This window comes from Actibacterium sp. 188UL27-1, assembly GCF_016901225.1.
GTDB lineage: Bacteria > Pseudomonadota > Alphaproteobacteria > Rhodobacterales > Rhodobacteraceae > 188UL27-1.
This window is the reverse complement of the sequence record NZ_JAFEUL010000001.1, coordinates 172,802-198,317: the sequence shown is the minus strand read 5'-3', so window position 1 is coordinate 198,317 and position 25,516 is coordinate 172,802. Positions and strand designations below refer to the sequence as shown.

29 protein-coding genes are annotated in these 25,516 nt (G+C 60.0%); 15 read left to right on the top strand and 14 right to left on the bottom strand.

What is annotated here, in order from left to right; all coding sequences use genetic code 11:
* Window positions 1-54 precede the first annotated feature (54 nt).
* Both IU397_RS01030 and IU397_RS01025 read left to right on the top strand, forming a co-directional pair.
* A complete protein-coding gene (locus tag IU397_RS01030; RefSeq protein WP_204409697.1) occupies window positions 55-2,145 on the top strand; it encodes a 4Fe-4S binding protein in 2,091 nt (696 codons plus the stop codon).
* Window positions 2,142-3,029: an FAD:protein FMN transferase gene (locus tag IU397_RS01025; protein ID WP_204409693.1), complete on the top strand. Its 888-nt coding sequence runs from the start codon at window positions 2,142-2,144 to the stop codon at window positions 3,027-3,029. Before IU397_RS01030 ends, IU397_RS01025 begins: the two co-directional genes overlap by 4 nt.
* Here the strand turns inward: IU397_RS01025 and IU397_RS01020 are convergent.
* Entirely contained in the window at window positions 3,026-3,400 is a 375-nt protein-coding gene (locus IU397_RS01020; RefSeq protein ID WP_204409684.1) for a hypothetical protein, read from the bottom strand. The genes IU397_RS01025 and IU397_RS01020 overlap by 4 nt on opposite strands.
* A gap of 75 nt (window positions 3,401-3,475) precedes the next feature.
* On the opposite strand from IU397_RS01020, the gene IU397_RS01015 reads away from it, so the two are divergent.
* The 4 genes from IU397_RS01015 (at window position 3,476) to IU397_RS01000 (ending at window position 5,618) form a co-directional block, all read left to right on the top strand.
* Window positions 3,476-4,237, top strand: coding sequence for an alpha/beta fold hydrolase (locus IU397_RS01015; protein ID WP_204409683.1), 762 nt, complete (start codon window positions 3,476-3,478; stop codon window positions 4,235-4,237).
* A gap of 107 nt (window positions 4,238-4,344) precedes the next feature.
* Window positions 4,345-4,476: an entericidin A/B family lipoprotein gene (locus tag IU397_RS01010; RefSeq protein ID WP_204409681.1), complete on the top strand. Its 132-nt coding sequence runs from the start codon at window positions 4,345-4,347 to the stop codon at window positions 4,474-4,476.
* A gap of 143 nt (window positions 4,477-4,619) precedes the next feature.
* Window positions 4,620-4,856 carry a hypothetical protein gene (locus tag IU397_RS01005; protein WP_204409679.1) on the top strand — a complete coding sequence of 79 codons (237 nt, stop codon included), beginning with the start codon at window positions 4,620-4,622 and terminating at the stop codon, window positions 4,854-4,856.
* Between the two features lie 414 nt (window positions 4,857-5,270).
* On the top strand, window positions 5,271-5,618 hold the full coding sequence (locus IU397_RS01000) for a hypothetical protein (protein WP_204409677.1): 348 nt from the start codon (window positions 5,271-5,273) through the stop codon (window positions 5,616-5,618).
* 211 nt (window positions 5,619-5,829) lie between these two features.
* Here IU397_RS01000 and IU397_RS00995 read toward each other — a convergent pair whose 3' ends face one another.
* The 4 genes from IU397_RS00995 to IU397_RS00980 form a co-directional block, all read right to left on the bottom strand.
* Window positions 5,830-6,675, bottom strand: coding sequence for an HNH endonuclease (locus IU397_RS00995; protein WP_255569754.1), 846 nt, complete (start codon window positions 6,673-6,675; stop codon window positions 5,830-5,832).
* Window positions 6,668-8,467, bottom strand: a complete 1,800-nt coding sequence (gene lepA / locus IU397_RS00990) for a translation elongation factor 4 (RefSeq protein WP_204410554.1) — start codon at window positions 8,465-8,467, stop codon at window positions 6,668-6,670. The genes IU397_RS00995 and lepA overlap by 8 nt, the downstream gene beginning before the upstream one ends.
* A gap of 85 nt (window positions 8,468-8,552) precedes the next feature.
* Window positions 8,553-9,605, bottom strand: a complete 1,053-nt coding sequence (locus tag IU397_RS00985; protein ID WP_204409673.1) for a FlgO family outer membrane protein — start codon at window positions 9,603-9,605, stop codon at window positions 8,553-8,555.
* 3 nt (window positions 9,606-9,608) lie between these two features.
* On the bottom strand, window positions 9,609-10,037 hold the full coding sequence (locus IU397_RS00980) for a hypothetical protein (RefSeq protein ID WP_204409672.1): 429 nt from the start codon (window positions 10,035-10,037) through the stop codon (window positions 9,609-9,611).
* A 257-nt stretch (window positions 10,038-10,294) separates the two neighbouring features.
* On the opposite strand from IU397_RS00980, the gene IU397_RS00975 reads away from it, so the two are divergent.
* The 3 genes from IU397_RS00975 to IU397_RS00965 are packed head-to-tail and all read left to right on the top strand — an operon-like array spanning window position 10,295 to window position 13,556.
* A complete protein-coding gene (locus IU397_RS00975; protein WP_204409670.1) occupies window positions 10,295-11,731 on the top strand; it encodes an aldehyde dehydrogenase family protein in 1,437 nt (478 codons plus the stop codon).
* A 9-nt stretch (window positions 11,732-11,740) separates the two neighbouring features.
* A complete protein-coding gene (locus IU397_RS00970; protein ID WP_204409668.1) occupies window positions 11,741-12,484 on the top strand; it encodes an SDR family oxidoreductase in 744 nt (247 codons plus the stop codon).
* The gene (locus IU397_RS00965) at window positions 12,468-13,556 is read left to right on the top strand and encodes a TraB/GumN family protein (RefSeq protein WP_204409665.1); all 1,089 of its coding nucleotides are present in this window, start codon (window positions 12,468-12,470) and stop codon (window positions 13,554-13,556) included. The genes IU397_RS00970 and IU397_RS00965 overlap by 17 nt, the downstream gene beginning before the upstream one ends.
* A gap of 38 nt (window positions 13,557-13,594) precedes the next feature.
* Here the strand turns inward: IU397_RS00965 and IU397_RS00960 are convergent, their stop codons facing one another.
* A complete protein-coding gene (locus IU397_RS00960; protein ID WP_204410612.1) occupies window positions 13,595-13,801 on the bottom strand; it encodes a hypothetical protein in 207 nt (68 codons plus the stop codon).
* Between the two features lie 2 nt (window positions 13,802-13,803).
* Between IU397_RS00960 and IU397_RS00955 the strand changes: the two genes are divergently transcribed.
* The 3 genes from IU397_RS00955 to IU397_RS00945 all read left to right on the top strand — a co-directional run bounded on the left by IU397_RS00955 (window position 13,804) and on the right by IU397_RS00945 (window position 15,156).
* A complete protein-coding gene (locus IU397_RS00955) occupies window positions 13,804-14,019 on the top strand; it encodes a hypothetical protein (RefSeq protein ID WP_239479518.1) in 216 nt (71 codons plus the stop codon).
* 118 nt (window positions 14,020-14,137) lie between these two features.
* Complete coding sequence (locus IU397_RS00950; RefSeq protein ID WP_204409663.1) at window positions 14,138-14,461, top strand: hypothetical protein; 324 nt, start codon at window positions 14,138-14,140, stop codon at window positions 14,459-14,461.
* Window positions 14,458-15,156: an NAD-dependent deacylase gene (locus IU397_RS00945; protein ID WP_204409661.1), complete on the top strand. Its 699-nt coding sequence runs from the start codon at window positions 14,458-14,460 to the stop codon at window positions 15,154-15,156. Before IU397_RS00950 ends, IU397_RS00945 begins: the two co-directional genes overlap by 4 nt.
* Window positions 15,157-15,219: 63 nt before the next feature.
* On the opposite strand, the gene xseA is transcribed toward IU397_RS00945, so the two are convergent.
* The 4 genes from xseA to IU397_RS00925 all read right to left on the bottom strand — a co-directional run bounded on the left by xseA (window position 15,220) and on the right by IU397_RS00925 (window position 18,913).
* Entirely contained in the window at window positions 15,220-16,773 is a 1,554-nt protein-coding gene (xseA, locus tag IU397_RS00940; RefSeq protein WP_204409659.1) for an exodeoxyribonuclease VII large subunit, read from the bottom strand.
* 78 nt (window positions 16,774-16,851) lie between these two features.
* Window positions 16,852-17,298, bottom strand: coding sequence for an NADAR family protein (locus IU397_RS00935; RefSeq protein WP_204409657.1), 447 nt, complete (start codon window positions 17,296-17,298; stop codon window positions 16,852-16,854).
* 12 nt (window positions 17,299-17,310) lie between these two features.
* Window positions 17,311-18,057, bottom strand: coding sequence for a VWA domain-containing protein (locus IU397_RS00930; RefSeq protein WP_239479517.1), 747 nt, complete (start codon window positions 18,055-18,057; stop codon window positions 17,311-17,313).
* A gap of 82 nt (window positions 18,058-18,139) precedes the next feature.
* Window positions 18,140-18,913 carry an AAA family ATPase gene (locus IU397_RS00925; RefSeq protein WP_204409655.1) on the bottom strand — a complete coding sequence of 258 codons (774 nt, stop codon included), beginning with the start codon at window positions 18,911-18,913 and terminating at the stop codon, window positions 18,140-18,142.
* Between the two features lie 106 nt (window positions 18,914-19,019).
* Here IU397_RS00925 and purD point away from each other — a divergent pair, with 106 nt between their 5' ends.
* Window positions 19,020-20,282: a phosphoribosylamine--glycine ligase gene (purD, locus tag IU397_RS00920; protein WP_204409653.1), complete on the top strand. Its 1,263-nt coding sequence runs from the start codon at window positions 19,020-19,022 to the stop codon at window positions 20,280-20,282.
* 100 nt (window positions 20,283-20,382) lie between these two features.
* On the opposite strand, the gene IU397_RS00915 is transcribed toward purD, so the two are convergent.
* The 4 genes from IU397_RS00915 to IU397_RS00900 all read right to left on the bottom strand — a co-directional run bounded on the left by IU397_RS00915 (window position 20,383) and on the right by IU397_RS00900 (window position 24,304).
* Window positions 20,383-21,192, bottom strand: a complete 810-nt coding sequence (locus IU397_RS00915) for an FG-GAP repeat domain-containing protein (RefSeq protein WP_370541588.1) — start codon at window positions 21,190-21,192, stop codon at window positions 20,383-20,385.
* Window positions 21,193-21,202: 10 nt separating this feature from the next.
* Window positions 21,203-21,526, bottom strand: coding sequence for a 2Fe-2S iron-sulfur cluster-binding protein (locus tag IU397_RS00910; RefSeq protein ID WP_204409651.1), 324 nt, complete (start codon window positions 21,524-21,526; stop codon window positions 21,203-21,205).
* A 130-nt stretch (window positions 21,527-21,656) separates the two neighbouring features.
* Window positions 21,657-23,843, bottom strand: a complete 2,187-nt coding sequence (locus IU397_RS00905) for a xanthine dehydrogenase family protein molybdopterin-binding subunit (protein ID WP_204409650.1) — start codon at window positions 23,841-23,843, stop codon at window positions 21,657-21,659.
* A gap of 2 nt (window positions 23,844-23,845) precedes the next feature.
* A complete protein-coding gene (locus tag IU397_RS00900) occupies window positions 23,846-24,304 on the bottom strand; it encodes a (2Fe-2S)-binding protein (RefSeq protein WP_204409648.1) in 459 nt (152 codons plus the stop codon).
* A gap of 235 nt (window positions 24,305-24,539) precedes the next feature.
* Between IU397_RS00900 and IU397_RS00895 the strand changes: the two genes are divergently transcribed.
* Both IU397_RS00895 and IU397_RS00890 read left to right on the top strand, forming a co-directional pair.
* Window positions 24,540-25,055, top strand: a complete 516-nt coding sequence (locus IU397_RS00895) for a YHS domain-containing (seleno)protein (protein WP_204409646.1) — start codon at window positions 24,540-24,542, stop codon at window positions 25,053-25,055.
* Window positions 25,056-25,062: 7 nt separating this feature from the next.
* A complete protein-coding gene (locus tag IU397_RS00890) occupies window positions 25,063-25,515 on the top strand; it encodes a rhodanese-like domain-containing protein (RefSeq protein WP_204409644.1) in 453 nt (150 codons plus the stop codon).
* Window position 25,516: the final 1 nt, after the last annotated feature.

Here is a 25,516-nt window from a genome sequence, read left to right as displayed (position 1 = left end):
GGCCATTGCATACGCTCTGCATATGATTGTGTTGTATCTGCTTCGGACCTGACCATGTGGCGTCTGTTGGCCATATCATTGTGTTGGCTGGCCCTGTGTCTGGGTCTGGCCCGGGCCGAAACCCTGACCCGTGACCAGATCGCCCCACTGATCGTACCGCCCTATGCCCTGGGCGAGCCGCTGAACGATCAGGGCGTCTGGTCCCTGCGCAATTCCGGCGGCGCCGAAGCTGGTTATGTGTTCGAGACCCAACCGATGGCACCCTTACCGGGCTTTTCCGGTGCGCCGATCAACATGCTGGTCATCTTGGATCTGGAAGGGCGCTTCCTTGATGTGCGCCTGATCGAACATAACGAACCGATCTTTGTCTCGGGCCTGGGTGAAGCCCCATTCCACAAGTTTTTTGAACAATATCGTGGGCATTCGATCTCGGACAGCCTGGTGGTGGGGACGCCCTATGGCGGTGGCGGTGATGGCGGCCAACTGATCTATCTGGATGGGGTGACCAAAGCCACGGCCAGCGTCCGCATCGCCCATGAAAGCCTGCTGGCCGCCGCTTTGCAGGTCGCGCGGGAAAAGATGCAAGGGATATCAACCGGGCCTCCCGCCCATCCAAATGTCGACTACGACGAGGCGCTGACATGGGCCGAACTGGTCGATCAGGGGCTGGCCACCAACATCCATCTGACCAATGCCGAGATTGACGAACGTTTCGCCGGGACGCTGTGGGAAAACGACGACCCCGAGGCACGCGCCGATCCCGATGGCACATATTTGGACCTTTGGTTGATTGACCTGGGTCCACCCGCCATCGCCCGCGCGGTGCTCAGCGAAGATGGCTTTTCCGACCTCCAGGATTTCATGTCCATCTCAACCAGTGATGAGCCCATCCTGGTGATCGATACGGGCCGCCATGGCCTGGTCTCGGAGGATTTCGTGCGCAACACCGCGCCTGACTGGATCACTGCCGAACAGTCCGGCTTTCCTATAGCATTGCGGGATGCCGACCTACTGGTCGAACTGAACGACAGTATTCCGATCGCATTGCAGGACGGCGCCGCGATGATCCTGCGCACCGACCGGCGGCTGGGCTTTGATCCCACCGCAGAATGGGTATTGAAGGTCCAGGCCACGCGCGAACACGGGATGTTCCAGCCTGAAACAGGCTCAGTCATCCTTGATGCGCCACACGCAACGGATGAGCGGTTCTATCTGCGCCCCAGCGTGGTCGAACAGGTCCCGCCCTGGCTGGACGCGTTGCGCAACAGGCAGGCTGACATGATCGTTGTCGGGTTGTTCCTGACAGCCCTGATACTGCTGCTTGGGGTCCGCATGAATGCGCTGGCTGGCACCCGCTATTTCACCCCGATCCGGCTCGGCATTCTGGCCGCGGTGACAGGTTTCATCGGCTGGTGGGGACAAGGGCAACTGTCCATCGTCACAGTGCTTGGCGTGATCCGCACGACGGTTGAATGGGGCAGCTTTGCCTTTCTTCTTTATGATCCATTCAGCCTTATCATCTGGGCGGTGGCCATCCTGGGCTTCGTTCTCTGGGGGCGCGGCCTCTTTTGCGGCTGGCTTTGCCCGTTTGGGGCGTTGCAGGAATTCGCGCACCATATCGGCCGCGTGTTGCGCCTTCCGCAGATTGAACCGTCGGCCCTGTGGGATGCCCGCCTGAAATACCTGAAATATGTGGCGCTGGCCGGGCTGTTGGGCGTGGTCTTCTTTGCCCCCAGCCATGTGGACAAGGCGGCAGAGATCGAACCCTTCAAGACGGCCATCACCACCTTCTTCATCCGGGAATGGTACTACGTCGCCTATGCCGTGCTTTGGCTGGTGCTGGGTGCGGTGCTGTTCAAGGGCTTTTGCCGCTATCTGTGCCCACTTGGTGCCGTGATGGCCATCGGCGGTTTGATCCGGGGCCGCGATTGGATCGCGCGCAGAACCGAATGCGGCTCCCCGTGTCAATTGTGCAAGGTCAAATGCAACTACGGCGCCATCAAGGCGAGCGGAGAGGTTCAGTATTCGGAATGCTTCGGTTGCCTGGATTGCGTGACGATCCACGACGACAAAAAGCAATGCGTGCCGCTGATCCTGGCCGCACGTAAGAAAAACCGCCCCCTGCACAAGGTTGCTGCGGAATGAAGCTGTCTCGCCGCCGTTTTCTGGCTATTTCCGCGGCCTGCACCGCAACCGGGTTGCGGGCCGCCGCCAGGCCCCATCGCTGGCACGGTCGCGCCTTGGGGGCAGAGGCTCAGATCATCCTGCATGGCCCCAATGACCTGGCACAGGCGGCATTGGCCGCGGCCCATGATCGGATCCGCGCTGTAGAGGCTGAGTTTACCCTTTACGATCCGGCCTCTTCGCTGTCGCGTTTGAATACACAGGGCCGTCTTGATCCCCTGCCCCAACTCTGGGCGCCGCTGTTGGATGTGGTGGACCTCGCCCATCGCGTCACTGGCGGTTTATTTGATCCGACTGTCCAGCCACTTTGGGCAGGATTGGCGGGCAAAGCGCCCCTGCCCTCCACGTCGGTCATTGGGTGGGATCGTGTCAGGCGTGATCCGTTGGGTCTGCAGATCGGCCAAGCACTCACCTTCAACGGGATAGCCCAAGGTTATGCCACGGATCTGGTGACCAAAGAGCTGGAAGAGCGCGGCTTTGACCGGACTCTGGTCAATATCGGTGAATATTGCGGCCGTGGTCAGGATTGGAAGATCGGGATCAGTGACCCGGACCATGGTCTGGTCGGGTATCGCACCCTGCAAACCGGCGCCCTGGCCACCACCAGCCCGGGCGCGCTCCTCTTTTCCGGGGGGCAGAGCCATGTCCTGAACCCGAGATCCCCCGATCAATCCGCGCCTTGGTCGACCGTGACCATAGAGGCCGAGACAGCGACGCTCGCCGACGCCCTCTCCACGGCCCTAGTCCATGCGGACCTCGCCCTGATCAAAGCGGTCAAGGCGCAGCTGCCCATGTTGCGCCAAGTCACTGTGATCGACCAGAAGGGCGATCTCAGTACGATCTAAAGGTCACCTCGCCAGACCATCACCGTGATGATCGTCGCGGCAATCAGCAGAAAGTTAAAGGCGATGATGGCCAGGATCGTCAGGATCCGGCCCTTCAAGCGCTCATTCGGATCAATGCCCTTAAGATGGGTCTCAACGACCGCAAACGACTTGCGCAACTGATCATGGTTGATCTGACGGCGCAGCTTGGGATTCTGGGTCAGAACCGCCGTGTCGATCAGGACCTGCGCCTCACGCCGGATCCGCCGCGGCAACAACCGTCCGGCAATCTGGACCTTCTCGGCAAACCCCGATCCGCGACGGATCCCCAACCGGTCCTGCATCAGCTTGGCCAGCTTGGTCGTTCTGTCATCAATCGTATCATCCGCCATGCCGGTCTTGTACCGGGTACCGAAGCCAAGGGAAAGTCGCTGGTCACCAAACGCCCCTGTCGCTAGGACAGTGCCATGCTGAGATACACGACATACGGAACCACCGACGGCACGACCGTCTTGATCGTGCACGGGCTTTACGGGTCGGCGCGGAATTGGGGTGTGATTTCAAAGCGTTTGAGCGCGGCACACCGGGTCGTCACGGTGGATATGCGCAACCACGGCGACAGCCCCCATTTGCCGTCTCACAGCTATGCTGACATGGCTGGGGATCTGGCAGAGGTGATCGCGCAAATCGGCCACCCCGTCGATATCGTTGGGCATTCCATGGGTGGCAAAGCTGCGATGATCCTGGCGCTGACGCAGCCTGAACTGGTCCGGCGGATGGTGGTGGCAGATATTGCCCCCGTCGCCTACGGCCATTCGCAAATCCAGTTTATTGAGGCAATGCAAGGACTTGACCTAAACGGCATCACGTTGCGCAGCGAAGCGGATGCCGCACTCAGCCAAACGGTCGAAGATCCGGCGATCCGGGCGTTTTTGTTGCAATCCCTGGACCTGAAATCCGATCCGACCCGGTGGACGCTAAATCTGGAGGTTCTGGCGGCAGACATGCCCAAGATCGTGGGATGGCCAGAGATCGAGGGGCAGTTCGGCGGGCCGGTCCTGATGCTGTCGGGGGGGGCGTCGGATTACGTGCTGCCGCAGCATCGCCCTGTGATCAAAGGATATTTCCCCAAAGCGCGGTTTGCCAAGATCCCCGGCGCGGGGCACTGGCTGCATGCCGAAAAGCCGCGCGAATTTGAGGTCGCCGTGGCTGCGTTCCTGTCCGCATAGGCAATGCAGAACCAATACACAACGCATACACATCCCATACATACGCGCCGCGCGGACTTGCAGCGAAATCCGCAACGGATAAAATGCCAACAAACGGAGGATGACCCATGCGCACCATTCTGATCCTGTCCCTTTTCGCCCTCACCGCCTGCGGCACAATCGAAGGCGCGGGCCGCGATATCGAAGATGCCGGCCAAGCGATTTCCGACACGGCCCGGGACGTCCGCAACGACTTTTAGCCCGCAGGATGGGCGACCGACCCAACGGATCGCCCACCAATTGCGCCTGACCATTTTGAACGGCGACAGACGGTTATTTCACGCGCTGCTCCGATCCTGATTGGGTAGATATCCTCGTGCATATTTCAACGAGGAGCGTTCCCATGTTCGGACCATTTGCCCTTTGGGCTCCGGAATTTAACCTGCCGCTATCGGGCAATGTCGACCAGGAGATTTTGTTGGGTGCGATTTCGACCCAAATCGCCGGGGTGCCAGAAATCGAGCGTCAGGTGGTGACCGAGGTCACGAGCTACGGCGATCAACTCAGCACGATCCTGAAGGCGGTTGAGGTTTGGCAGCAAAGGTGGATGCCGAACAGGCGCCGGAGGTGCAGGCCATAACAGACCTGCGCATCCAGATCGACGCCACGAAAAAGCAGTGCCGCAAAGCGCTCCGCGAACAAGCGGAATTGGCATTGCGGCGCCTGCGGGACGCGGATGAAGGCGCCTGGCGGGTTCTACGTAACCTAGATTAAAAGCCCAATTTTTCCATAAGATCCACAGAGACCACGCGAAATATCTGTGCAATATGTGGCGGTCGTTTTTAATGACTTTGATGCATAAAGACAGTGGAAACCAAGACAGCTATCGAAGCTAAACAAGTGGCAGAACTATGGCCTATTTTAGCATTTTTTCGTTAGGTAAGGAATTCCTATAATTCACAAAAACAGGCCCGAAAAAAATCTTCAACTATTGATTATCTCAGCATCAGTGATCACTTTGACGTTATTACTTGTAACATGTGAGGATATGGTAATGTTTAGCCAAAAGACATCTACAAAAGCTGCCCTTATTGCTGCTGTGGCAGCTATTTCGACCCAAGCGGGCGCCCATGGGGTGGTGACGGAAGCAGTGCAATTACCTGTGATCGGAGTCAAAGACACCCATACGGTGACCGTAACATGCCCCGGTCGGCATTACGCAATCGCTGGCGGTTTTCATGCCGGTGAACGCGTTTATCCCGACGGACCCATTATGGTCACGGCAAGCTACCCTAAGAACACCCGGAGTTGGACGGTTGAATTTACCAACCGCAGCGGTCGCCCAACGGCCTCGACCGAAGCAAATGCCTCTGTCTACGTCATGTGCGAACACCACCGGTAAAAGCTAAAGGTACCGCCCCTTTTGTGGGGCGGTGTTCCCCTAATCATTACAGGGTGCGTCATTTCATGCACCTCAATGTCATTTTCAAGTTCGAGGGAATGTCACAATCGTGAGAAGGTAACCTAGAGTCGTGATACACTGCGCCGTTTTGAGCGTAATTGGGTATGTCGGAGCGTTGCGTGCGAGCACGCACCTACGCATAGTAGTTTGCTCAATGATCAATAATGTGAAATGCTCGTGCAGATTTCTTAAACCATTTATCTGCCTGTCTGATTGTAACAGTACCACTTTCGATAGGCATATGAATACAGGAACGTAAGTCGACGCGATCATTCGCAAGCAAGCAAGACTCTGACATAGGAGCAACAAAGTAGTTCGCATAAAATGTTTGCTGCACATCATCTATCCACATACATCTAGTCAACTTCTTGGTCATCCGCACAGCAATTCCGTCACAAAAAACTTTTAAATCGTTAACAATTAGCTCACCATCAACGAAAGAAAGTTGGATAAATTTCTTTCGAGTACCGTGCCAAGCCTCCAACCGCGAACCTTTCAATCGAAAGTCCCAAAGCGACCTACCCATAACGAAAAACGAGTTATCCTCCATGCGAAACGACTGATTTCCAGCCATGTCAGGAAAGTTGAACGAGAAAAAAGGAATATCACCCTCTATTCGCACACTAAAGCGGTAATCGTTTATGGCCAATATATGCGTTATACTGCCCTCCGCGATATCGATTGTATTACCGCCTGCTACAATTACTTTCTTATAGATATGATCAAAATAATAACCTGGTGATCTACTCCTATCACGGTAAGGAGAACCCATCTTTGCTTTAATCTGGTTCTCACTCAACCGCCTATGTGTAGCATCATCGTGATGCTTCTTGCACAGAAGCACTAAGTTGTTCAAATCATGCTGACCGCCCTTCGAATACATCTTAATATGATGATAATCAGTGGGCATGTTACCACATACCACACAGCAAAAACCGTCACGCTGGCGAACTCGACGCCGAATATCTTCAGGGATGTAACGACTTCTACTACCCATCCATTTTCAGCGCTGAGATGAAGGCCTCTTGGGGGATGTCTACCTTCCCGAACTGGCGCATCTTTTTCTTGCCGGCCTTTTGCTTTTCCAGGAGCTTTTTCTTGCGGGTGGCGTCTCCCCCGTAGCATTTGGCGGTGACATCCTTGCGCATGGCCGACAGGGTTTCGCGGGCGATGACGCGGCCTCCGATCGCGGCTTGGATCGGGATTTTGAACATGTGGCGCGGGATCAGATCCTTGAGCTTTTCGCACATGGCGCGGCCGCGCATCTCGGCCCGGTCGCGGTGGACCATAATGGAGAGGGCGTCGACGGGCTCCTCGTTCACGAGGACCTGCATTTTGACAAGGAAATCCTGGCGATAGCCGGTCATCTGGTAATCGAAGCTGGCATAACCCTTCGTTACCGATTTGAGCCTATCGTAGAAGTCGAAGACCACCTCGTTCAGCGGCAGGTCATAGACGACCATGGCGCGGGTGCCCGCATAGGTGAGGTCTTCCTGGATGCCGCGCCGATCCTGACACAATTTCAGGACGTCGCCCAGGTAGTCGTCGGGGACCAGGATCGTGGCCTTGATCCGGGGTTCTTCGATATGGTCGACCAGGGTCAGGTCGGGCATGTCGGCGGGATTGTGCAATTCCTCCATCGTGCCGTCGCGCATATGGACGTGATAGATAACCGACGGCGCGGTTGTGATCAGTTCGATCTGGTATTCACGCTCGATCCGGTCGCGGATGACTTCCAGGTGCAGCAGGCCCAGAAAGCCGCAACGGAAGCCGAAGCCCAGGGCGGCACTGGTCTCCATCTCGAACGAAAAGCTGGCATCGTTGAGGGCGAGCTTTTCGATGGCGTCGCGCAGATCCTCGAACTCGCCATTATCGACGGGGAAAAGGCCACAGAACACGACTGGCTGGGCGGGTTTGAAGCCTGGCAAAGCGGTTTCGGTCTGACGCTTTTCATGGGTGATCGTGTCACCGACGCGGGTGTCGCGGACCTGCTTGATCGACGCGGTCAGGACGCCGATTTCGCCCGGGCCCAGTTCAGCGATATTCTGCATTTCGGGGCGCAGGACGGCGAGGCGGTCGATGGGATAGGTGGCAGCGGTCTGCATCATGCGGATGCGGTCGCCCTTTTTGATGACACCTTCCATGACGCGGATCATGACGACGACGCCCAGATAGGGGTCGTACCAGCTATCCACCAGCATGGCCTTGAGGGGGGCGTCACGGTCGCCCTGGGGCGCGGGGAGGCGCTGGACGATGGCCTCCAGGACGTCGGGGATGCCAAGGCCGGTCTTGGCGGAGATCTGGACAGCGTCGGTGGCGTCGATGCCGATCACATCCTCGATCTGTTCGGCCACGCGGTCGCAATCGGCGGCGGGCAGGTCGACTTTGTTGAGGACCGGGACGATCTCGTGGTCGGCATCGATGGCCTGGTAGACATTGGCCAGCGTCTGCGCCTCGACCCCCTGAGAGGCGTCGACGACCAGCAGCGAGCCTTCGACGGCGCGCATGGACCGGCTGACTTCATATGCAAAATCGACGTGACCCGGCGTGTCGATGAGGTTGAGGATGTAGGTCTGACCGTCCTTGGCGGGATATTCGATACGGACCGAGTTGGCCTTGATCGTGATGCCGCGCTCCCGCTCGATATCCATGCTATCAAGGAGCTGTTCCTTCATGTCCCGCTCGGCCACGGTGCCGGTGAGCTGGATCAGCCGGTCGGCCAGCGTGGATTTGCCGTGGTCGATATGGGCCACGATCGAGAAATTGCGGATATGGGTCAGATCGGTCATTGGTTTGATATGGTTGGGTTTGGTGGGTCGGTCAAGCAAAGCGCACCCCGACCCCTCGCGCGCATGGTCGCAGAGCTGGATGGGTTTATCGGATCACCGGTTGCAGATCAAAGAAACCGACGGACCGCACGTCATAGGTTGCGGTGTCGGATGTGTCAGGCGTCACAACAAACTCCATTGATACCGTGAGTAAAGGGTTGGCCAGATCCTTGGCGCCAGAGGAGTTGAAATTCAACTGGGCCACTTTGCCCGGCGGCAGGATGGTCGCATACTTTGGGTCGGATGTGTTGCAGTACTGAAGTTGCGTCGCCCGGTAGCATTGTCGGACGCCGGACCATTGCTCCCCCATGGCCATCACACCGCCAATGCCATCGGCGATGGAAAAGCTGCCGGGAACTGCCGAGAGCCCGATTGGTTTGTCGGATATGTTTCGAAACCGGATCGTCCATGTCGTATCGCCGGAGGTCGGTGCGTAATAAAGACTGGCAACCTGTGCCTCGAAGATATCCGAGGAAAATGATGTGTCGCCGCTGGGCGCCAAGGGCAAGCCCCCGGTTGTGGTGGACGATGCCGACGTGGTTGCCGGTCCTGATCCCCCGGATCGATTTATGAACCCACACAAAGCCGCGTTCTGGGTCGCCAGAAGCGCGCGTTCGGTCTCGGTTATGGGGAAATCGGCAGTTGCCGATGCCAGCACTCCACCATCGGACGTGTCGATCAGGGTGGCAATGACCATTAAGCGCTGGCCAAACGGGGTGATATTGCCGGTCAGGATGGCTTCGACGCCAGATATCTTTCCGATCTCTTGAGCGGCGGATGGGGAAATCGTGCCATCGTAAACCAGTTCAAGCTCGCGGAAAATGGCGCTGAGTTGGCTGCGCGCAAAGATCCGAAAATTGCCGTTGCGTTGGACCGTGGGCAACATGATCTCGGAAATGTAATTGGAAAGATCGGAGCATGTGTTGCCGGTATGGGTGAATGTCGAAATTGCAACTGTCGGAAGATCGTCTTGCGGAAGGCTCTCTACGATCTGGCCCGCAATCTCGGTCAAGGCTTCATCCAAGGATCCTGCGGCAAAACTCAACTGGCCGCTGAAGCAAACGGCGAGGGCAGCGGCCCAAAGGCTTTTTCTCAACATCATCTACTCCTTGTCAAAGCACTTCGGCAGAATTTCCCGAAACGTGGTCGAAACATTTTCAAAAAGGCCCAGATAGGCGTCAGCAGCGGCCGAGGGGCCCTTGCCGGTTCCCACCTCCTCGAAGGATTGCGCCCGATCGGAAGACACCGTCCGAAGGCTCACCGATAGAAAGACGCTCTCCATCCCGTGTGATGTCTGATCCGCTGCCGTATCCTTGCGAACAAAGCTTGTGATCGAAATCGAGGTGCCGTCGCAGGCTTGAGCGGCCGAACCCAAATCCGCGGCAAGGCGATTGGCAAAGTCCGAAGCAGGAGGGTCGATAACAACCTTGATACGTTTGGTTTCCACCACCTCTGCTGCGACAACCAGCGGAGGCGGCGACCAGATGCGATCCGCCAGTTCGAAAAAACTGACAAATGCCGCGGCGATCATACCAAGTGTACCTATGATCAAAAGAAGGCGTTGCCACGCTTTGTTCAAATATCGCAACTCGCAAATCCCAGCAGTCGTCCAAAGTCTGTGGCATTGTTTCCTTATTCAAAACAGCCTGTCCAGAAGAAGAACGGTGAGGCGCCTGAATTGCTGTGCCCAGTCCCCCCGGGGCGAGGCGACGAGACGAAGCCGCCGAACCATGGTGTTGTGCCAAGCATTAATTGAATGCAAATTCAGAAATCGGACAGGAGGATACCATGGGACTTGATCAACGCGTCGAACAGGCCTGCCTTATTGGGGGAAACTGGGTTGCGACGGCGGATAGCCTGCCGGTGATCTGTCCCAGCGATGGGGCCGAGATTGGTCGGATTGCGGCGGGGGGTGTGGCTGAGATTGAGGCGGCGATTGCCGCGGCGCGGGCGGCCTTTGACGGGGATTGGGGCGCCATCCCGGCGGTGGAGCGCGGACGGTTGTTGCACCGGTTGGGGGAGTTGGTCGGGCGGGACCATGACATGCTCGCCCGAATGGAAGCCATGGATACCGGCAAGCCCCTGTCGCAGGCGCGGGTCGATATCACCTGTTGCGCGCGGTATTTCGAGTTTTACGGGGCTGCGGCCGACAAGGTGCATGGCGAGACGATCCCGTTTTTGAACGGCTATCAGGTGCTGACCATTCGGGAACCTTTGGGCGTGACCGGCCATATCATTCCCTGGAATTACCCCGCGCAGATGGTGGGCCGATCTTGCGCCACGGCCTTGGCCATGGGCAATGCCGTGGTGCTGAAACCGGCCGAGGAGGCAAGCCTGAGCGCATTGTACATTGCCGGGCTGGCGTTGGAGGCGGGGTTTCCGCCCGGCGCGTTGAATGTGGTGACAGGCCTTGGACAAATGGCGGGGGCCGCCTTGGCCGCACATCCCGGGATCAACTTCATGTCCTTCACAGGATCGCCAGAAACCGGAACGCTGGTGCAGGCCGCGGCGGCACAGAACCATATCGGCTGCACTTTGGAGTTGGGCGGTAAATCCCCGCAGATCGTCTTTGCCGATGCGGATCTGGAGGCAGTTGTGCCGGTCCTGATCAAGGCGATCGTGCAGAATGGCGGGCAGACCTGTTCGGCGGGATCGCGGGTACTGATCGAAGCACAGATCTTTGACCAGGTGGTCGACATGCTGCGCGTCAGGTTTGCGGATCTTGAGGCCGGATCGTGGGAGGCGGACCGGGATCTGGGTGCCCTGATCTCGGCCCGGCAAAAGGCGCGAGTTGAGGCGTTCATTGCGGCCGCCGGTGCGCCTTTGGCGCAAGGCCGCGTGGCGGATGACGCACCAGAGGGCGGGCATTACGTCGCCCCTGTCCTTTATGCGCCCGTGGCCGAGGATGATCCGCTAGCGCAAGAAGAGGTGTTTGGCCCCGTTTTGGCCTGCTTGCCGTTTCAGGACGAGGCGGACGCATTGCGAATTGCCAATTCAACACAATATGGCCTTGTTGCAGGCATTTGGACGTCCCATGGAGCGCGTCAGATGCGGATTGCCAAAGCGGTTCGCGCCGGTCAGGTCTTTGTCAACGGCTATGGCGCAGGCGGAGGGATCGAGCTTCCCTTCGGCGGGACCGGAAAATCCGGACATGGACGGGAGAAGGGGTTTGTCGCGCTGGAGGAGTTCTCGCAACTCAAGACCATCGTGCTGAACCACGGATAAGGGACGATCATGCGATTGAACGGAAAGACGGCACTGGTGACCGGGGCGGCTTCGGGTTTTGGCCTGCAGATCGCGACGCGGTTTGCGGCCGAAGGGGCCAAGGTGGCGTGTGTCGATATCAATGCTGACGGGGCCAAGGCCATTGCGGATCAGATCGGCGGGCTGGCCCTAACCTGCGATGTCACCGACGGCGGGCAGGTGCGGGATTGCGTGGAGAGGGCCGTCGGCGATTTCGGCCAACTGGATATCGTGATCAACAATGCGGGGTGGAGCCACCCAAACGGACCGCTGCTGGACGTCGATTACGACGCCTTCCGCAAGGTCTATGCCATCAATGTCGACAGCATCTTTCATATGACCCATGCGGTTGTGCCCCATTGGCGGGATATCGGCGGCGGCGTGATGCTGAATGTGGGCTCAACCGCAGGGATCCGGCCGCGCCCCGGTTTGACCTGGTACAACTCCACCAAGGGGGCTGTGCATCTGATGACCAAGAGCCTGGCTGTGGATCTGGCGCCGGACAAGATCCGGGTTTGCGCGCTGGCACCCGTGGTATCGGCCACCGCGTTGTTGGAGACCTTTCTTGGGGGGCCCGACACGCCCGAGGCCCGGGAGAGGTTTGTCAGCACCATTCCCCTGGGTCGCATGTGCGAGCCGACGGATATGGCGAGCGCAGCCGTGTTCCTGGCGAGTGACGAGGCCAATTTCTTAACCGGTGTTATTTTGGAGATCGATGGTGGGCGCACGATCTAGGCTGCTGGGCTTTGCCGCAGCGGCAATGATGATTGGGGTCGGACCGGCCGCGGCGCAGGCCTGGTTTGATCGGGAAGCTTGCCTGGTAGAGCATCCGCGGCTTGATCCGGTGATTTATGCACCGGATCGGATTGAGGCAATCACCCGGGGCGGGGCAGCGATCACCGGCGCAACCGGCCGGTTTTGGCGGGTGACGGCACCCAATGGCGCGGCCTCCCATATCTGGGGGACGATGCATTCAAATGATCCCGCAATCACCCGCCTTCCGGAAACGCTGACGACGGTTCTGAAACAGGCCACGGTGATCGCGGTTGAACAGAACCCGCTGAACGTAACACGCGCAGAATTGCGCGAACGCACCCATCCAGACCGGCTTTATTACCGCTCAGGCGTAACACGCTGGCCGGGCAAGATCGACCCGCGCGTCCGTGACTGGATCGAGAGCCGGTATCGAAACCGCCATCTGCACCCGGCAGATATCTATCGCCTGCGTGCTCCGGCTGTGTTCGAAGACCTGCTCTGGGATACCTGCAATGACTTTGGCGGTGGCGCCCTGCCCCTACAGGATGACCGCATTTTGATGACGGGACTGGATGCGGGCGCACGGATCGTGGGCCTTGAAGACCCCGATCAGTTCTACAGCCATTATTCGGTGCATTACAGGCAGTCGATCGCAGGGCTGGAGATTTACGGCGCGGCCCTGCAACCCACCGCGATCAAGGCGCAGCGCGCCGCGCAGTTCCACTTGTACCTGACGGGTCAGATCGGCGCCATGATTGTGGACAAGCGCACCCGGCTGGATGCCTTCTTTGGCACGGAAAAGGCGGAAAGCCTGCTGACCAAGCTGAATGGCTGGCTCATCGATGAGCGCAACGCCAAGATGCTAGAAACCGCGACGCCCCATCTGCAACGCGGCGGTCTAGTCATGGCCATCGGTGCGTTCCATCTGCCGGGGGAGAAAGGTTTGCTGCAACTGCTGCGCCGGGCGGGATACCGGGTTGAGCGGATCCGAACCGCGGGTGAGGTTGCCGATCCGCTGCCCCCGACGGTCCAACGATCCATCGGCCCCTGACGGTCGATGCAACCGCCAATCCCTCCCCGACCGTGCAATCAAAGATCGGCATGTCCAGCAGGCACAAATTGCCATGCTATAAGCCGCAAGCTACAGTATGGTGCAATAAAGCGAGGCAAACTCGCGCCATTACGATCGAGCGGAGCAAAATCAAATGAAACATATATATCTGTTACTTTTTTCTGTCCTTCTGCTGGGTATTCAAGTGCAAGAGTCCGCAGCACGCGGCGCAATCGAACGGGCATGCATGCGATCCGACCGGGTCGTATCGCGCGACCTTTGTAAATGTATTCAACGCGTTGCGGACCAAACCCTGACCCGCGGCGATCAACGCAAAGGGGCCAAGTTCTTTGCCAAACCACAAAAGGCGCAAGATACCCGTCAATCCGACAATGCCAGCAACGAGGCATTCTGGAAGAAATGGAAGGCCTTTGGCAACACCGCCCAGGCCATTTGCAGCTAGGTTGTGGCACAGGGCGGCATCGAAGAGGTTCAATACTGTCGGCTTGGCCGCGTGTCTTGCATTATGCAGTTGGGCTGGCGCGGCCCTAGCCTGCGCAAACAGCGCCTGGCACAATGTCGTGCTGGCTGGCCCCCAAAGGTTTGAGATCCGGGATAGCCTGAAAGGTGTCGAAGGCACCGATATCTTTGGCATCATCTTTGGCCCGTTGATGGGGCCCCATCCCAAGATATACCTTTTCATCGAATATGACGGGTCTTGCCCACTCCAGGCCGTGAGCCTGATGCAGGAAGGCGACAACCTGATCATGAGCGAGGCTGCCCCTCCAGGCGTTTACACACTCACCCATTACACGGCCGAAACCGAGACAGTGCTACAGGAATTCAAGGCCGCACCCCGCTACGATTACATCAAGACCCGCGCCTTACAGGTGATGATGGAATGACAGCATCCGAGCGGATCGTCATCCTTACGGGCGCCGGTATTTCGGCGGAAAGCGGATTGGGCACCTTCCGGGATGTCGGCGGGCTATGGTCGCAATACGATCTCGCGGACGTTGCCACGCCGGAAGGCTTTGCCCGTGATCCGGGCTTGGTCCATGCATTCTACAATGCCCGCCGCCAGAATTGCCGGGAGGCGGAACCCAACGCGGCCCACCATGCCCTAGCACGGCTGCAAGCCAAGCATCCGGACGTCGTGATCGTGACGCAGAATGTTGACGATCTACACGAGCGCGGCGGGGCACAGGCAGTGATCCACATGCATGGGGAGTTGATGGGCGCGCTTTGTGCGCAATGCGGCGCGCGTTGGTCCGCGCCGGATCGCATGGAAGCTACGGATGCTTGTCCCAAATGCGGGTCCCCCGCCACCCGTCCCGATATCGTTTGGTTTGGCGAAATCCCCTATCAGATGCGCCGGATCGAGGATGCCTTGGCGACGGCAACGCTGTTTGTCGCCATCGGCACGTCAGGCGAGGTCTATCCCGCCGCTGGTTTTGTGCAGGACGCGCGCGCCCGAGAGGCACAAACACTGGAACTGAACCTGGAGCCATCCGGCGGCGCAAATCAGTTTCATTCCGGGCGATACGGTCCGGCGACAGAAATCGTCCCAGCTTGGGTGGCTGAGATTCTGGGTGATTGATCTAAGGCTATGTGCCTCCGGCGGGGATATTTCAGAACACATAATGGGGCATGGGAGGGCTCTTTAGAAGAGCGTGCCTTGATCCGGTGGCGGTGTGTCGGGCTTTTTGCGCGATTTGGCTGCTTTGGCTTCCATTTGCGGGGTCAGCCGGCCATCTTGGAACTCAATCTCAAGAGAGCCCGCTTTTGCAGCGGCGGCTTTGGTTGTAATCACCTGGTCCCCCGCCCTGACCACCGCATAACCGCGGGCGAGCGTGGCCTGGTAGCCCAAGGTTTCGCGCAGACGATCCAGCGTATCCAGACGGTTCCGGCGGCCCTGCAACTGCGCGCGTGCCAAATCGGTAAAGCGGCGGGACAGCTGGCCATAAGCCTCTGATTTGCGGGCGACGTCCTGTTGCAAAAGCGACAGGCGCAGGCGACCGGTCGTGGCGGTCAGGTGCCGTCGCGCAGTGTTCACCTGGCGGGTCAGGGCAGCCGGGCGGCGGCGGTCAAGGGTGGTCAGACGCTCTTGCCCCGTGGTCAGAAGGTTGCGCAGCATGTTGGCCCGCAACCCGGCTTGGGCCAGCCGCACCTGCCGGCTTTGGATACCTGCACGCAGGGCGTTGGGCAGGCGATCGGCCCACAGATCAAGGCGTTGCGCGGCAGTGTTCAGCAAGGTTTCGGGCCGCGGCAAGGCGCGGGACAAATCGCGCAAGTGCTGCTGACGTTGGCCGATGCCTTGCGCGAGGGCGCGGCTCAGACGTGCTTCCTGCCCATCGACCCAGGCCATCAGGTCAAGCCGCACCGGCACGGCCATTTCTGCCGCCGCCGTCGGGGTTGGTGCCCGTTTGTCGGACGCAAAGTCGATCAGGGTCGTGTCGGTCTCGTGACCCACGGCTGAGATCAAGGGGATGTCCGAGGCCGCAGCGGCCCGCACGACGCTTTCCTCGTTGAATCCCCACAGATCCTCGATGGAGCCGCCACCGCGCGCCACGATCAGCAGGTCGGGTCGGGGAAGCGCCCCACCGGGGGTAAACTGGTTGAAGCCTGCGATGGCCGCCGTCACTTCGGGTGCACAATTGGCGCCTTGCACGGCGACGGGCCAGATCAGCACCTTGCGCGGGAACCGGTCGCGCAGGCGATGGAGAATGTCGCGGATCACGGCACCCGAGGGCGAGGTCACCACCCCGATCACCTCGGGCAGGAACGGGAGCGCCTGCTTGCGTTCGGGCGCAAAGAGGCCGTCTGCGGCCAACTGCGCCTTGCGCTTTTCCAGCATCGCCATAAGGGCACCGGCACCTGCCACTTCGATCGTATCGACGTTGATATTGTAGCGCGACTGGGCACTAAAGGAGGAGAGCTTGCCGGTGACAATCACCTCCAGCCCCTCTTCGGGCAGCACACCCAAACCCGAGACCTGCCCCTTCCACGTGGTGCAGGCGATGACGTTCCGGTCATCCTTGATGTCGTAATACATGTGGCCCGACTTGGCCTTCATCACGCGGCCAACCTCACCGCGCACTCGAACCCGGCCAAAGGCTCCTTCCAGTGTCCTTTTGATCGCGCCCGACAGCTCAGAGACCGAGAATTCCGGCGCGTTCGAAGCCCCAGCGGAGCTTTCATCATCCAACAGATCCATGGTGTGCCCCGTACCGCTCGCCATCGCTTTAAAACAACGTCCGTCAAAACCCGTGGTGATACAAGGGCTGGCGGCAGCTCAACCAGGTTGAAGTTCGGCACGGACCTGCATCAGGATCTTTCCCAGCATGTTCAACCCCTGCCCGTCCGGCCCGCAGCCCCAATAGCTGTCCATCGGCGCATTTTCCACGATCTGAGCCTCCCCAGTTGCGCAAAGCAGCGCACGCGGGTGATCGTGGGTGCGAAACTTGCACCGCACGGCGTCCAGCATGATGCTGGCCTTGACCGCGTCCCAGTCAGGGCGCAGTGGGATCTGCCGGGTCATGCCCAGGGCTTTGGCGTCCTTGGGTTTGCTGCACCGTCGGATTCGCTCACGATAGGCATCATCGTGGAATTTCATGGCTTGAAAGTAGTGTTCGACCGTCCGCCACCAGACACCGCCCAATGCGACGCCGTAGGGAGCGAAATTGGAAAATTCTGCGTAAGCATCTGTCTGCGCATAAAAATAAATGGTGGTATGTGACATCGGTACTGACACTCAACCAAAGGGTATCCGAAGGGCATGGTTGTGCCCGATTAGCGCGCAGCCCAGGGTTTCCTGGAAGGCGGCAGCCAGTTCATCGACTGTTTCGGTGGACAAGTACTTGCCGCCGGTGCGGTCGGCGAGGCAGCGGGCGACGGTCGTTTGGGCGTCCTTCTCATCGCCGCCCTGGCTATTCCAATTGAAGTAGTCGCCGCGCACCTTGAAGCCGATCACATGTACCGTCAGGTCAAGCCCATCGGCGGCCAGCAAAGCAGCCAAATAGCAGGGGGAGCCGCCGCAGGTTTCTTTTCCATCGGTGACCAGGACCACCACACCCGATTGCTCGCGATAATTCAGCACCTCCGCTGCGCGCAGGACCGAGGATGTGAGCGGGGTCGGCCCCATGGGCTGCATAGCATCAATCTCGGCGATCATCCGGTCTGCTGCCTGGGCCTGCGGAGGGAAACGAACAGTGATATTGCTGCAATCCTCGTTTGAGCCGGGGCCATAGACGATCAGTCCCAACCGCCGGAACGGCGCCACCTGCGGGATCGAACGGCGCACGGCGCGGCGTGCCTCAACGATCCGCGCCTCCCACATGTCGTTGAACCCCATTTCCGACATGGAGCCGGAGCCATCGAAGACGACCATAGCATCCTCAGTGCATTCCATCGCGGCGGCAGGTCCGGGAAGTGCGACCAAAGCAGCAAGCGCCCCCGTACCGCAGATCCGGCCCAAGAGGGATGACGCAGACAGATTCATGACAGAACAATCCCCAACCGTTCAACACTGACAGCAGGGTCACACAGCAAGGGCGGGTCTGTCTATGCCACTATCCGGGGGGTCAGAACAGATCATCGTCTTCTCGGGCCAGCGCTTCGGCAATCATCGCCTCCGGGTCGAGCGTGAAGGAGCGGTAAAGGCGGAAATGCCGCGTATCCTGGTAGTGGGCCTCATCGATCCGGTCGCGCCGGATCTGGAGCAGCCGCGCACCGGGAACCGCCATCAGGGTCGGAGAATGCGTGGCCATGATCACTTGCGCATTTGCCTGCGTCTGAATGCGGTGCAGCTGCCGCAGCAGATCAAACTGACGTTCGGGGGCCAGGGCGCTTTCCGGTTCGTCCATCAGGTAAAGGCCGGGTGCCGACATCCGCTCGCTAAAAATCCGCAAGAAGCCCTCGCCATGGGACCAGGACAGGTAATCACTGGCAATCTGCTGGGCGACGGTAAAGAACGTCTCGGCCCGGAAGAACCAACCGGTGCTGACCTTCGGCAGCCAACCGGGCTGAAGGGCGTCGGCCAGCTGCGCCCTGCTGGTCTCGGCCTCTTCCGCATCGGCGCGGGGATCACGGTTGGGGCCACCACCCGTGGGGGTGAACCCGGCGAGCCAGGCAATAGCCTCGATCAGCGTGGATTTGCCAGACCCGTTTTCGCCCGCGATGATCGTGACAGGCGTCGTGAATTCCAGCTCAAACCCATCGCGGTGGAGCCAGGGCAGATCAAAGTGATAGACCGTATTCTTAGACAGGGCGCCATCCTTGATCACGAGGCGTCGTAGGTAGGGGGCTGGCAGCTTTGCGGGTCGTTTCTTGCGGGCCTTGGTTGTCCCCCCGGTCACGGTTGCGTCTGGCCCCACCCATAAGGTCAGGCACGTGATCCGGTCAAACCCGCTTGCGACCGGACAGGGGCTTGGCTAAGGCAAGGCGGCTTTCAAAGGGGGCATCATGAACATCCTGATCCTGGGCGGTGGTGGCCGCGAACATGCGCTGGCCTGGGCCGTGAAGCAGAACCCGAAATGCGACCGGCTGATCGTGGCACCGGGCAATGCCGGGATCGCCGCCTTGGCCGAATGTGCCGATCTGGACATTTGCGATCGGGCCGCCGTCGTCGACTTTGCTGAACAGAACTCGGTCGATTTCGTGATCATCGGTCCGGAGGCGCCGTTGGCCGCCGGGGTCGCAGACCGGCTGCGCGATGCGCGGATCGCGGTCTTTGGCCCCTCCGCAGCGGCCGCGCAGTTGGAGGCGTCAAAGACGTTCACCAAGGAGATTTGCGATGCGTGCCACGCGCCCACCGCAGGCTGGGCCCGCTTCACCGAAGTCGCCGCTGCCAGGGCCTATGTTGCAGTCCACGGCGCGCCCATTGTGGTCAAGGCCGATGGCCTGGCCGCGGGCAAGGGCGTTGTTGTCGCAATGGATGAAGCCACCGCCTTGACCGCCATCGATGACATGCTGGGCGGCGCATTTGGCGAGGCTGGCGCCTCGGTCGTCATCGAGGAGTTCATGGAGGGCGAAGAAGCCAGCTTTTTCGTTCTATGTGATGGTACCAACGTGCTGCCCATCGGCACCGCCCAGGATCACAAGCGGGTCGGAGACGGCGATACCGGACCTAATACGGGTGGCATGGGCGCCTACAGCCCCGCGCCCGTGATGACGGATATAGTGGTCGAGGCTGCGCTGACACAGATCGTACGCCCCACCATGGCCGAAATGGCGCGGCGCGGCACACCCTATCAGGGGGTGCTATATGTGGGTCTGATGATCGCGGATGGGCAGCCTCGGCTGGTGGAATACAACGTGCGCTTCGGTGATCCGGAATGCCAGGCGCTGATGATGCGGCTGGGCGCACAGGCCTTTGACGCGATGCAGGCCTGCGCCGAGGGGCGCCTGGCCGAGACCCAGATCCACTGGGCAAATGACCATGCCATGACGGTCGTGATGGCCGCGCAGGGCTATCCCGGAAGCTATACCAAAGGTTCGGCCATCAGGGGATTGAATCACCTGCCCGAGACCAGCTTTGAGATGATGTTCCATGCCGGGACCGCCGCCCGTGATGGGCAAGTGGTGGCCAGCGGCGGCCGCGTTCTGAATGCCACCGCGCGTGGTGCGACCCTGGCCGAGGCCCAGGCCCGCGCCTATGCCCTGATCGATGCGGTGGTTTGGCCCGATGGGTTCTGTCGGCGCGATATCGGCTGGCGCGCTTTGTGATGACCGCTGCTGGGGGCCAGCCCCCGCAGCCTTTGGCTGCTCCCCCGGAATATTTTTGCCAATAAGAAAGGGGTGGGAGGAGCGTCTTTCTGACAAATGGTCAGAATTTACAGGCCAGGGCTTCGGCAAATGAGATGCGTCCGCGATGGGGGCCGACGGGTTGGCTCTCCAACTGGCCGTTATCCAGTCTTGTGACCATGATGTTGCGCCAGTTGGCATCGGCGGTGACCATTTCGGGGCCTTGGCCGCAATCGCGGATGCCGCCTGCAATGTCCCGTTCGCCAATCCGGTGATTGGTCAACCCGTCCAGGTCCGCGACCGCCCGCAGCCGACCATCATCATAGCGCCACACCCGAAGTCGCTTGGCCAGATGCGGGCGGTCTATATAGGCAAGCTCAATTGCCCCGTCGCTGTCGAGATCAGCGATACCAATGGGCGCCAGCCAGCGGAAACGCTGGCCGATATAGGGCGTAGCTGCAATCAGTCCGCGCGCGCCATAGATCGCAAGCCGCGCGCCTTGAGTCTGGTGGCTCTCGACCACAATCACCTCAGGCCGGCCGTCCCTATCCACATCTGCCAGACGTGGCGCGACATCCTCGAACACCCGCGTGTCTGGCAGCTCAAACTCCACACTGGCGGACCCGATCATGTCCAAGACCAGCGTCGTATGCTCAATCGGATCGCCCAGCACAGCATGAGGATAGCGCGCCGTCGGCCCTTCGAACCGGGCCGCCACAATCTGCGCATCGGCGGGGGAAATCAGCGCACGGTCCAGCGCATCGCCCGTCTCACCAACCCTGCTGGTCTCGGTCCAGGCGGTGCCACCGCAACCCGCCAGCCACACGCATGCCGCCTGCAATACGCCGCGGGCGCGACCTGGCCAAACGCGAAACAGATGACGCGGCGCCACCGAAAAACCCTCAGATCTGTTTTTCGGGCATTTGCACGACCAGACCGTCCAACGCATCTGACACTTTCAACTGGCAGGTCAGGCGGCTCTGGCCGGGTTTCGGCTCAAAGGCGAAATCCAGCATGTCCTCTTCCATCGCCTCGATCTTGGGCAGCTTGTCGGCCCAATCGGCATGCACATAGACATGGCAGGTCGAACAGGCGCAGGCTCCGCCGCAATCCGCCTCAATGCCAGGAATGTTGTTGTCCCGCGCGCCTTCCATGACCGTGAGGCCATTGGTGACCTCCACCACATGTTCGGTGCCGCCATGCTCGATGTAAGTGATCTTTGCCATGTCCATATCCTTGGGCGTCGTCTTTGCTTTGGCTGGACATAGGCCAAAGGATAGGGCTTTGCCAGAGGCGGCATGCCGCCCCCGGGGTCGGTCGCGGCGCGCCAACCAGAAGGCCGGCACGCCACGCGGATCAGGCCAATCCGTGCTTGGTAAAGGGCAGGCTACGGATGCGTTGCCCCGTTGCCTTGGCAACCGCATTCGCCACAGCGGGGCCAATGGGCGGTGTGCCAGGTTCGCCGATGCCCGTGGGCGCCTCGGCAGAGGCCACGATATGCACTTCAACCTCCGGCATATCCGTGATCCGCAACGGCGTGTAATCGGGATAGTTGAACTGGTCGACCTCCCCGCCGGTCAGGGTGATCTCTTCGCGCAGGATACCAGACAGGCCGTAGCCCAGCCCTCCTTCGATCTGCGCCTTGATATTGTCAGGGTTGATTGCCACACCGCAATCGACCCCGCACACCACACGCTCCACCTTCACCGTGCCATCGTCGCGCATGCGCACCTCGGCCACCTCGGCGACATAGCTGTTAAAGCTCTTGTGAACGGCGACACCGCGGTGGATCCCCTCGGCCGCAGGCTGATCCCAACCGGCCTTCTCGGCCGCCAAGGTCAAAACGCCAGCCAGTCGCGGATCGTTTTTCAGATGCGCCAGACGGAACGCCACAGGGTCCTGGCCCGCCGCCTCCGCCAACTCATCCATCATGGTTTCCATCACATAGGCCGTGTGGGTATGCCCGACCGCGCGCCACCACAGAACCGGCGTCCCAACAGACGGATGGTGCGTGTCCAGTACCAGATGGGGCAGATCATAGGTCGTGTCGCTCGCCCCCTCCACAGAAGAATGATCAACACCATCCTTTACGGTGAAACTTTCGAATGCCGTACCGATCATGATGCCCTGGCCCACGACGCGATGCTGCCAACCTGTGATCCGCCCTTCGGCATCTACCCCTGCCTTCACGCGGTGTAGGTGCAGCGGACGATAGTAGCGGCCATGCAAATCATCTTCGCGGGTATAAACCAGTTTTATGGGCCGCGCCTCGCCTTGGGAGGCCAGGTACGCCGATCCGATCATCGCAGCCTCGGCCACCAGATGGCTGTCCGCCGTCGCCCGGCGGCCAAAAGAGCCACCACCCCATTTCGTATGGATCTGCACTTTTGACGGGTCCAGCTCCAACACCGCAGCGCCCACATTATGGTCCAGCGTCTGGATCTGCGATCCGGTCCAGAACTCCGCCGTCTCGCCATCATAAAGCACGGTGATATTCAGCGGCTCCATCGTCGCATGGGCAAGATAGGGGAACGCATAATCCGCCTCGACCACGGCGGTGGCATTGGCGAGGTTGGCCTCGCTATCGCCGCGATCAATGGCCGTGTTACCGGGTTGATCCAGCAGCGCGGTATATTCCTCCATCAAGGCATCGGTGCCGCGGGCCTCAGCCTCGGCCATGTCCCATTCGATCTCCAGCGCGTCACGCGCCTGGATCGCGCGCCAGGTATTATCGGCGATGACGACCACACCTTGCGGGATCTGCAGCACATCAACCACGCCTCGCATCTGGCGCGCCGCCGCATCATCGAACGACGCAACCACGCCGCCATAGCACGGACAACGCGCTGTGACGGCAACCAGACCACCTTCGGGTTGCACATCCATGCCGTACATACCCACCGCGCCCGCCGACTTGGCCGGAACATCAACGCGGGGCATGTCCTTGCCGATCAACACCCATTGATCGGGCGTTTTGAGCGTGACTTCGGCGGGAACTGCCAGACCAGCGGCGGCTTTGGCCATCTCCCCAAAGGTGGCGCTATTGCCACCTGCGCTCAGCGTGCCGGCGGCCACGGTAATCTCGCCCGGGGGAACGCCCCAAGCCTCGGCGGCGGCGGCAATCAGCATGGCGCGGGCGGCGGCACCCGCCTCCCGATATTGCTGGAATGAATTCGCCATGGCGGTCGACCCACCGGTCCCCTGCAAACCGAACATGGTGTTGGCATAGACCTCCGCGTCCGCGGGCGCGAACTCGACGGTGATCTGCGCTGGATCAGCATCCAATTCCTCGGCCACCAAAGTAGCCAGACCAGTGGCCGTCCCCTGACCTTTATCGAGGTGTTTGGAGACGACCGTCACGACATTCTCGGGCGTGATATGCACGAACGGCATGGCAAAGCTGCCATCCTCATCCGCGGCAGCCACAGACCGGGGGGCCATTCCTCCGATCAGCAGGCCGCCAACCGCACCGGCGCTGAGTTTCAGGAAACCGCGGCGCGAAGGCCGGGGCGCGTCAAGGACGTTCGAAAGATACGCGATCATGATCACGCCTCCATAATATCGGCTGCACGGTGGATCGCCTTGCGAATGCGGGCATAACTGGCGCAGCGGCACAGATTGCTCTCCATCGCGGCATCAATATCGTCATCGCTGGGCTTTGGTGTCTCAATAAGCAACGCCGAGGCCTGCATGATCTGCCCCGACTGACAGTACCCGCATTGCGGCACCTGCAATTCGACCCAGGCAGCCTGGATCGCCTGCGCAGCCTTGTTGTCCACACCTTCGATCGTGGTCACCTCGGCGCCCTCGACATCTTCGATCCATGTCTGGCACGACCGCACCGGCTCTCCGTTCAGATGCACCGTGCATGCCCCGCAGGCGGCCACACCGCACCCAAACTTGGTGCCCGTCATCTTCAACTCATCACGCAAAACCCAAAGCAGCGGCATATCAGGCTCGACATCAACCTGCCTTGTCTCGCCATTCAAAGTGAATGTAACCATGGTGGTCTCCCTATCGGCAAAACTGGGTGAGTATTGAGACTAAGGATAAACCGACCAAGGGGATTGTCACGCCGTGTTGTACACGCGGCGCCAAAACGTGAAGGTATCAGGCAACCAACCTATTGGAAGAGTACACGCGCTGAACACCGATCATCAACTCCGCGTTGGGTGGGCTATCGGTCAGTCGGCGGACCGGGCTACCCCGGGCCATCGCAAACTTTCGGAGATCGATTCCATGTCCCTGTTCCGTTCGACACTCGCCGCCGTGATCCTGCTGCCCAGCGCCGTCTTCGCGGGAGATCAATATGTTGACGAGACCGGCTTTGCCGTCTCTGGTTATGATGTCGTTGCCTATTTCGACCTTGAGCAAAGCGCGGTGGGTACGGCCCAGCCCCAAGGTGTGCCCGGCAATGCCAACATCACCGCTGAATATAACGGCGCAACCTTCGCCTTTTCGACTGAGGAGAACCGGGACAAATTCGTCGCTGACCCCGCCGCTTTCGCCCCACAATACGATGGTCATTGCGCCTATGGCGTGGCCAAGGGCGGCAAGGTTCCTGCCAACCCTAACCTGTGGCGTATCAAAGATGGCAAACTATTCTTGAACATCACGGAAAACGTGGTCGGCTTTTGGGAAGAAGACATCCCCGGCAACATCAACTTGTCCGAAGGCAACTGGCCTGAGCTAGAGACCGAGGCAGCCTCCGACCGCACGATCCCGCAGTTCACTTCGGCTGCGCCGGAATCCTGATCGGCTGATGCAGATCAGTCGACGCAACTTCTTGATCGGTGGCACCTGCATTGCGGGTGCCATCGGCGCTGCGGGATACCTGCATCTGGGCCCCGCGGCCGATGCGCAACTGACCCCGGTTCAGGCCCATGAACGGGCGCTGTCCGGTGACATCCTGTTGATTGATATCCGCCGCCCAGACGAATGGGCCAAGACTGGTATCGCCCGGGGCGCCAACCCGCTTGATATGCGGCGCAATGATTTTGCCGAAGTGCTGACAAACTTGGCAAATGGCGACACAAATCAGCAGATCGCCGTGATGTGTGCCCGCGGTGTACGCTCCCGCCGCCTGTCCTCCCAGCTGACTGACGCCGGCTTCACCCAGATCATTGACGTGCCGGAAGGTATGCTAGGTTCGTTCGCAGGGCCGGGTTGGTTGGCCCGCGACCTGCCCGTGAACCCCTACGCGCCCCCAAGCTAAA

Coding starts and splice junctions, on each gene's coding strand:
- IU397_RS01030 (WP_204409697.1), top strand. CDS start 55: ATGTGGCGTCTGTTGGCCATATCATTGTGTTGGCTGGCCCTGTGTCTG.
- IU397_RS01025 (WP_204409693.1), top strand. CDS start 2,142: ATGAAGCTGTCTCGCCGCCGTTTTCTGGCTATTTCCGCGGCCTGCACC.
- IU397_RS01020 (WP_204409684.1), bottom strand. CDS start 3,400: ATGGCGGATGATACGATTGATGACAGAACGACCAAGCTGGCCAAGCTG.
- IU397_RS01015 (WP_204409683.1), top strand. CDS start 3,476: ATGCTGAGATACACGACATACGGAACCACCGACGGCACGACCGTCTTG.
- IU397_RS01010 (WP_204409681.1), top strand. CDS start 4,345: ATGCGCACCATTCTGATCCTGTCCCTTTTCGCCCTCACCGCCTGCGGC.
- IU397_RS01005 (WP_204409679.1), top strand. CDS start 4,620: ATGTTCGGACCATTTGCCCTTTGGGCTCCGGAATTTAACCTGCCGCTA.
- IU397_RS01000 (WP_204409677.1), top strand. CDS start 5,271: ATGTTTAGCCAAAAGACATCTACAAAAGCTGCCCTTATTGCTGCTGTG.
- IU397_RS00995 (WP_255569754.1), bottom strand. CDS start 6,675: ATGGGTAGTAGAAGTCGTTACATCCCTGAAGATATTCGGCGTCGAGTT.
- lepA (WP_204410554.1), bottom strand. CDS start 8,467: ATGACCGATCTGACCCATATCCGCAATTTCTCGATCGTGGCCCATATC.
- IU397_RS00985 (WP_204409673.1), bottom strand. CDS start 9,605: ATGTTGAGAAAAAGCCTTTGGGCCGCTGCCCTCGCCGTTTGCTTCAGC.
- IU397_RS00980 (WP_204409672.1), bottom strand. CDS start 10,037: ATGATCGCCGCGGCATTTGTCAGTTTTTTCGAACTGGCGGATCGCATC.
- IU397_RS00975 (WP_204409670.1), top strand. CDS start 10,295: ATGGGACTTGATCAACGCGTCGAACAGGCCTGCCTTATTGGGGGAAAC.
- IU397_RS00970 (WP_204409668.1), top strand. CDS start 11,741: ATGCGATTGAACGGAAAGACGGCACTGGTGACCGGGGCGGCTTCGGGT.
- IU397_RS00960 (WP_204410612.1), bottom strand. CDS start 13,801: ATGCCCGTTCGATTGCGCCGCGTGCTGCGGACTCTTGCACTTGAATAC.
- IU397_RS00955 (WP_239479518.1), top strand. CDS start 13,804: ATGCGATCCGACCGGGTCGTATCGCGCGACCTTTGTAAATGTATTCAA.
- IU397_RS00945 (WP_204409661.1), top strand. CDS start 14,458: ATGACAGCATCCGAGCGGATCGTCATCCTTACGGGCGCCGGTATTTCG.
- xseA (WP_204409659.1), bottom strand. CDS start 16,773: ATGGATCTGTTGGATGATGAAAGCTCCGCTGGGGCTTCGAACGCGCCG.
- IU397_RS00935 (WP_204409657.1), bottom strand. CDS start 17,298: ATGTCACATACCACCATTTATTTTTATGCGCAGACAGATGCTTACGCA.
- IU397_RS00930 (WP_239479517.1), bottom strand. CDS start 18,057: ATGAATCTGTCTGCGTCATCCCTCTTGGGCCGGATCTGCGGTACGGGG.
- purD (WP_204409653.1), top strand. CDS start 19,020: ATGAACATCCTGATCCTGGGCGGTGGTGGCCGCGAACATGCGCTGGCC.
- IU397_RS00910 (WP_204409651.1), bottom strand. CDS start 21,526: ATGGCAAAGATCACTTACATCGAGCATGGCGGCACCGAACATGTGGTG.
- IU397_RS00905 (WP_204409650.1), bottom strand. CDS start 23,843: ATGATCGCGTATCTTTCGAACGTCCTTGACGCGCCCCGGCCTTCGCGC.
- IU397_RS00900 (WP_204409648.1), bottom strand. CDS start 24,304: ATGGTTACATTCACTTTGAATGGCGAGACAAGGCAGGTTGATGTCGAG.
- IU397_RS00895 (WP_204409646.1), top strand. CDS start 24,540: ATGTCCCTGTTCCGTTCGACACTCGCCGCCGTGATCCTGCTGCCCAGC.
- IU397_RS00890 (WP_204409644.1), top strand. CDS start 25,063: ATGCAGATCAGTCGACGCAACTTCTTGATCGGTGGCACCTGCATTGCG.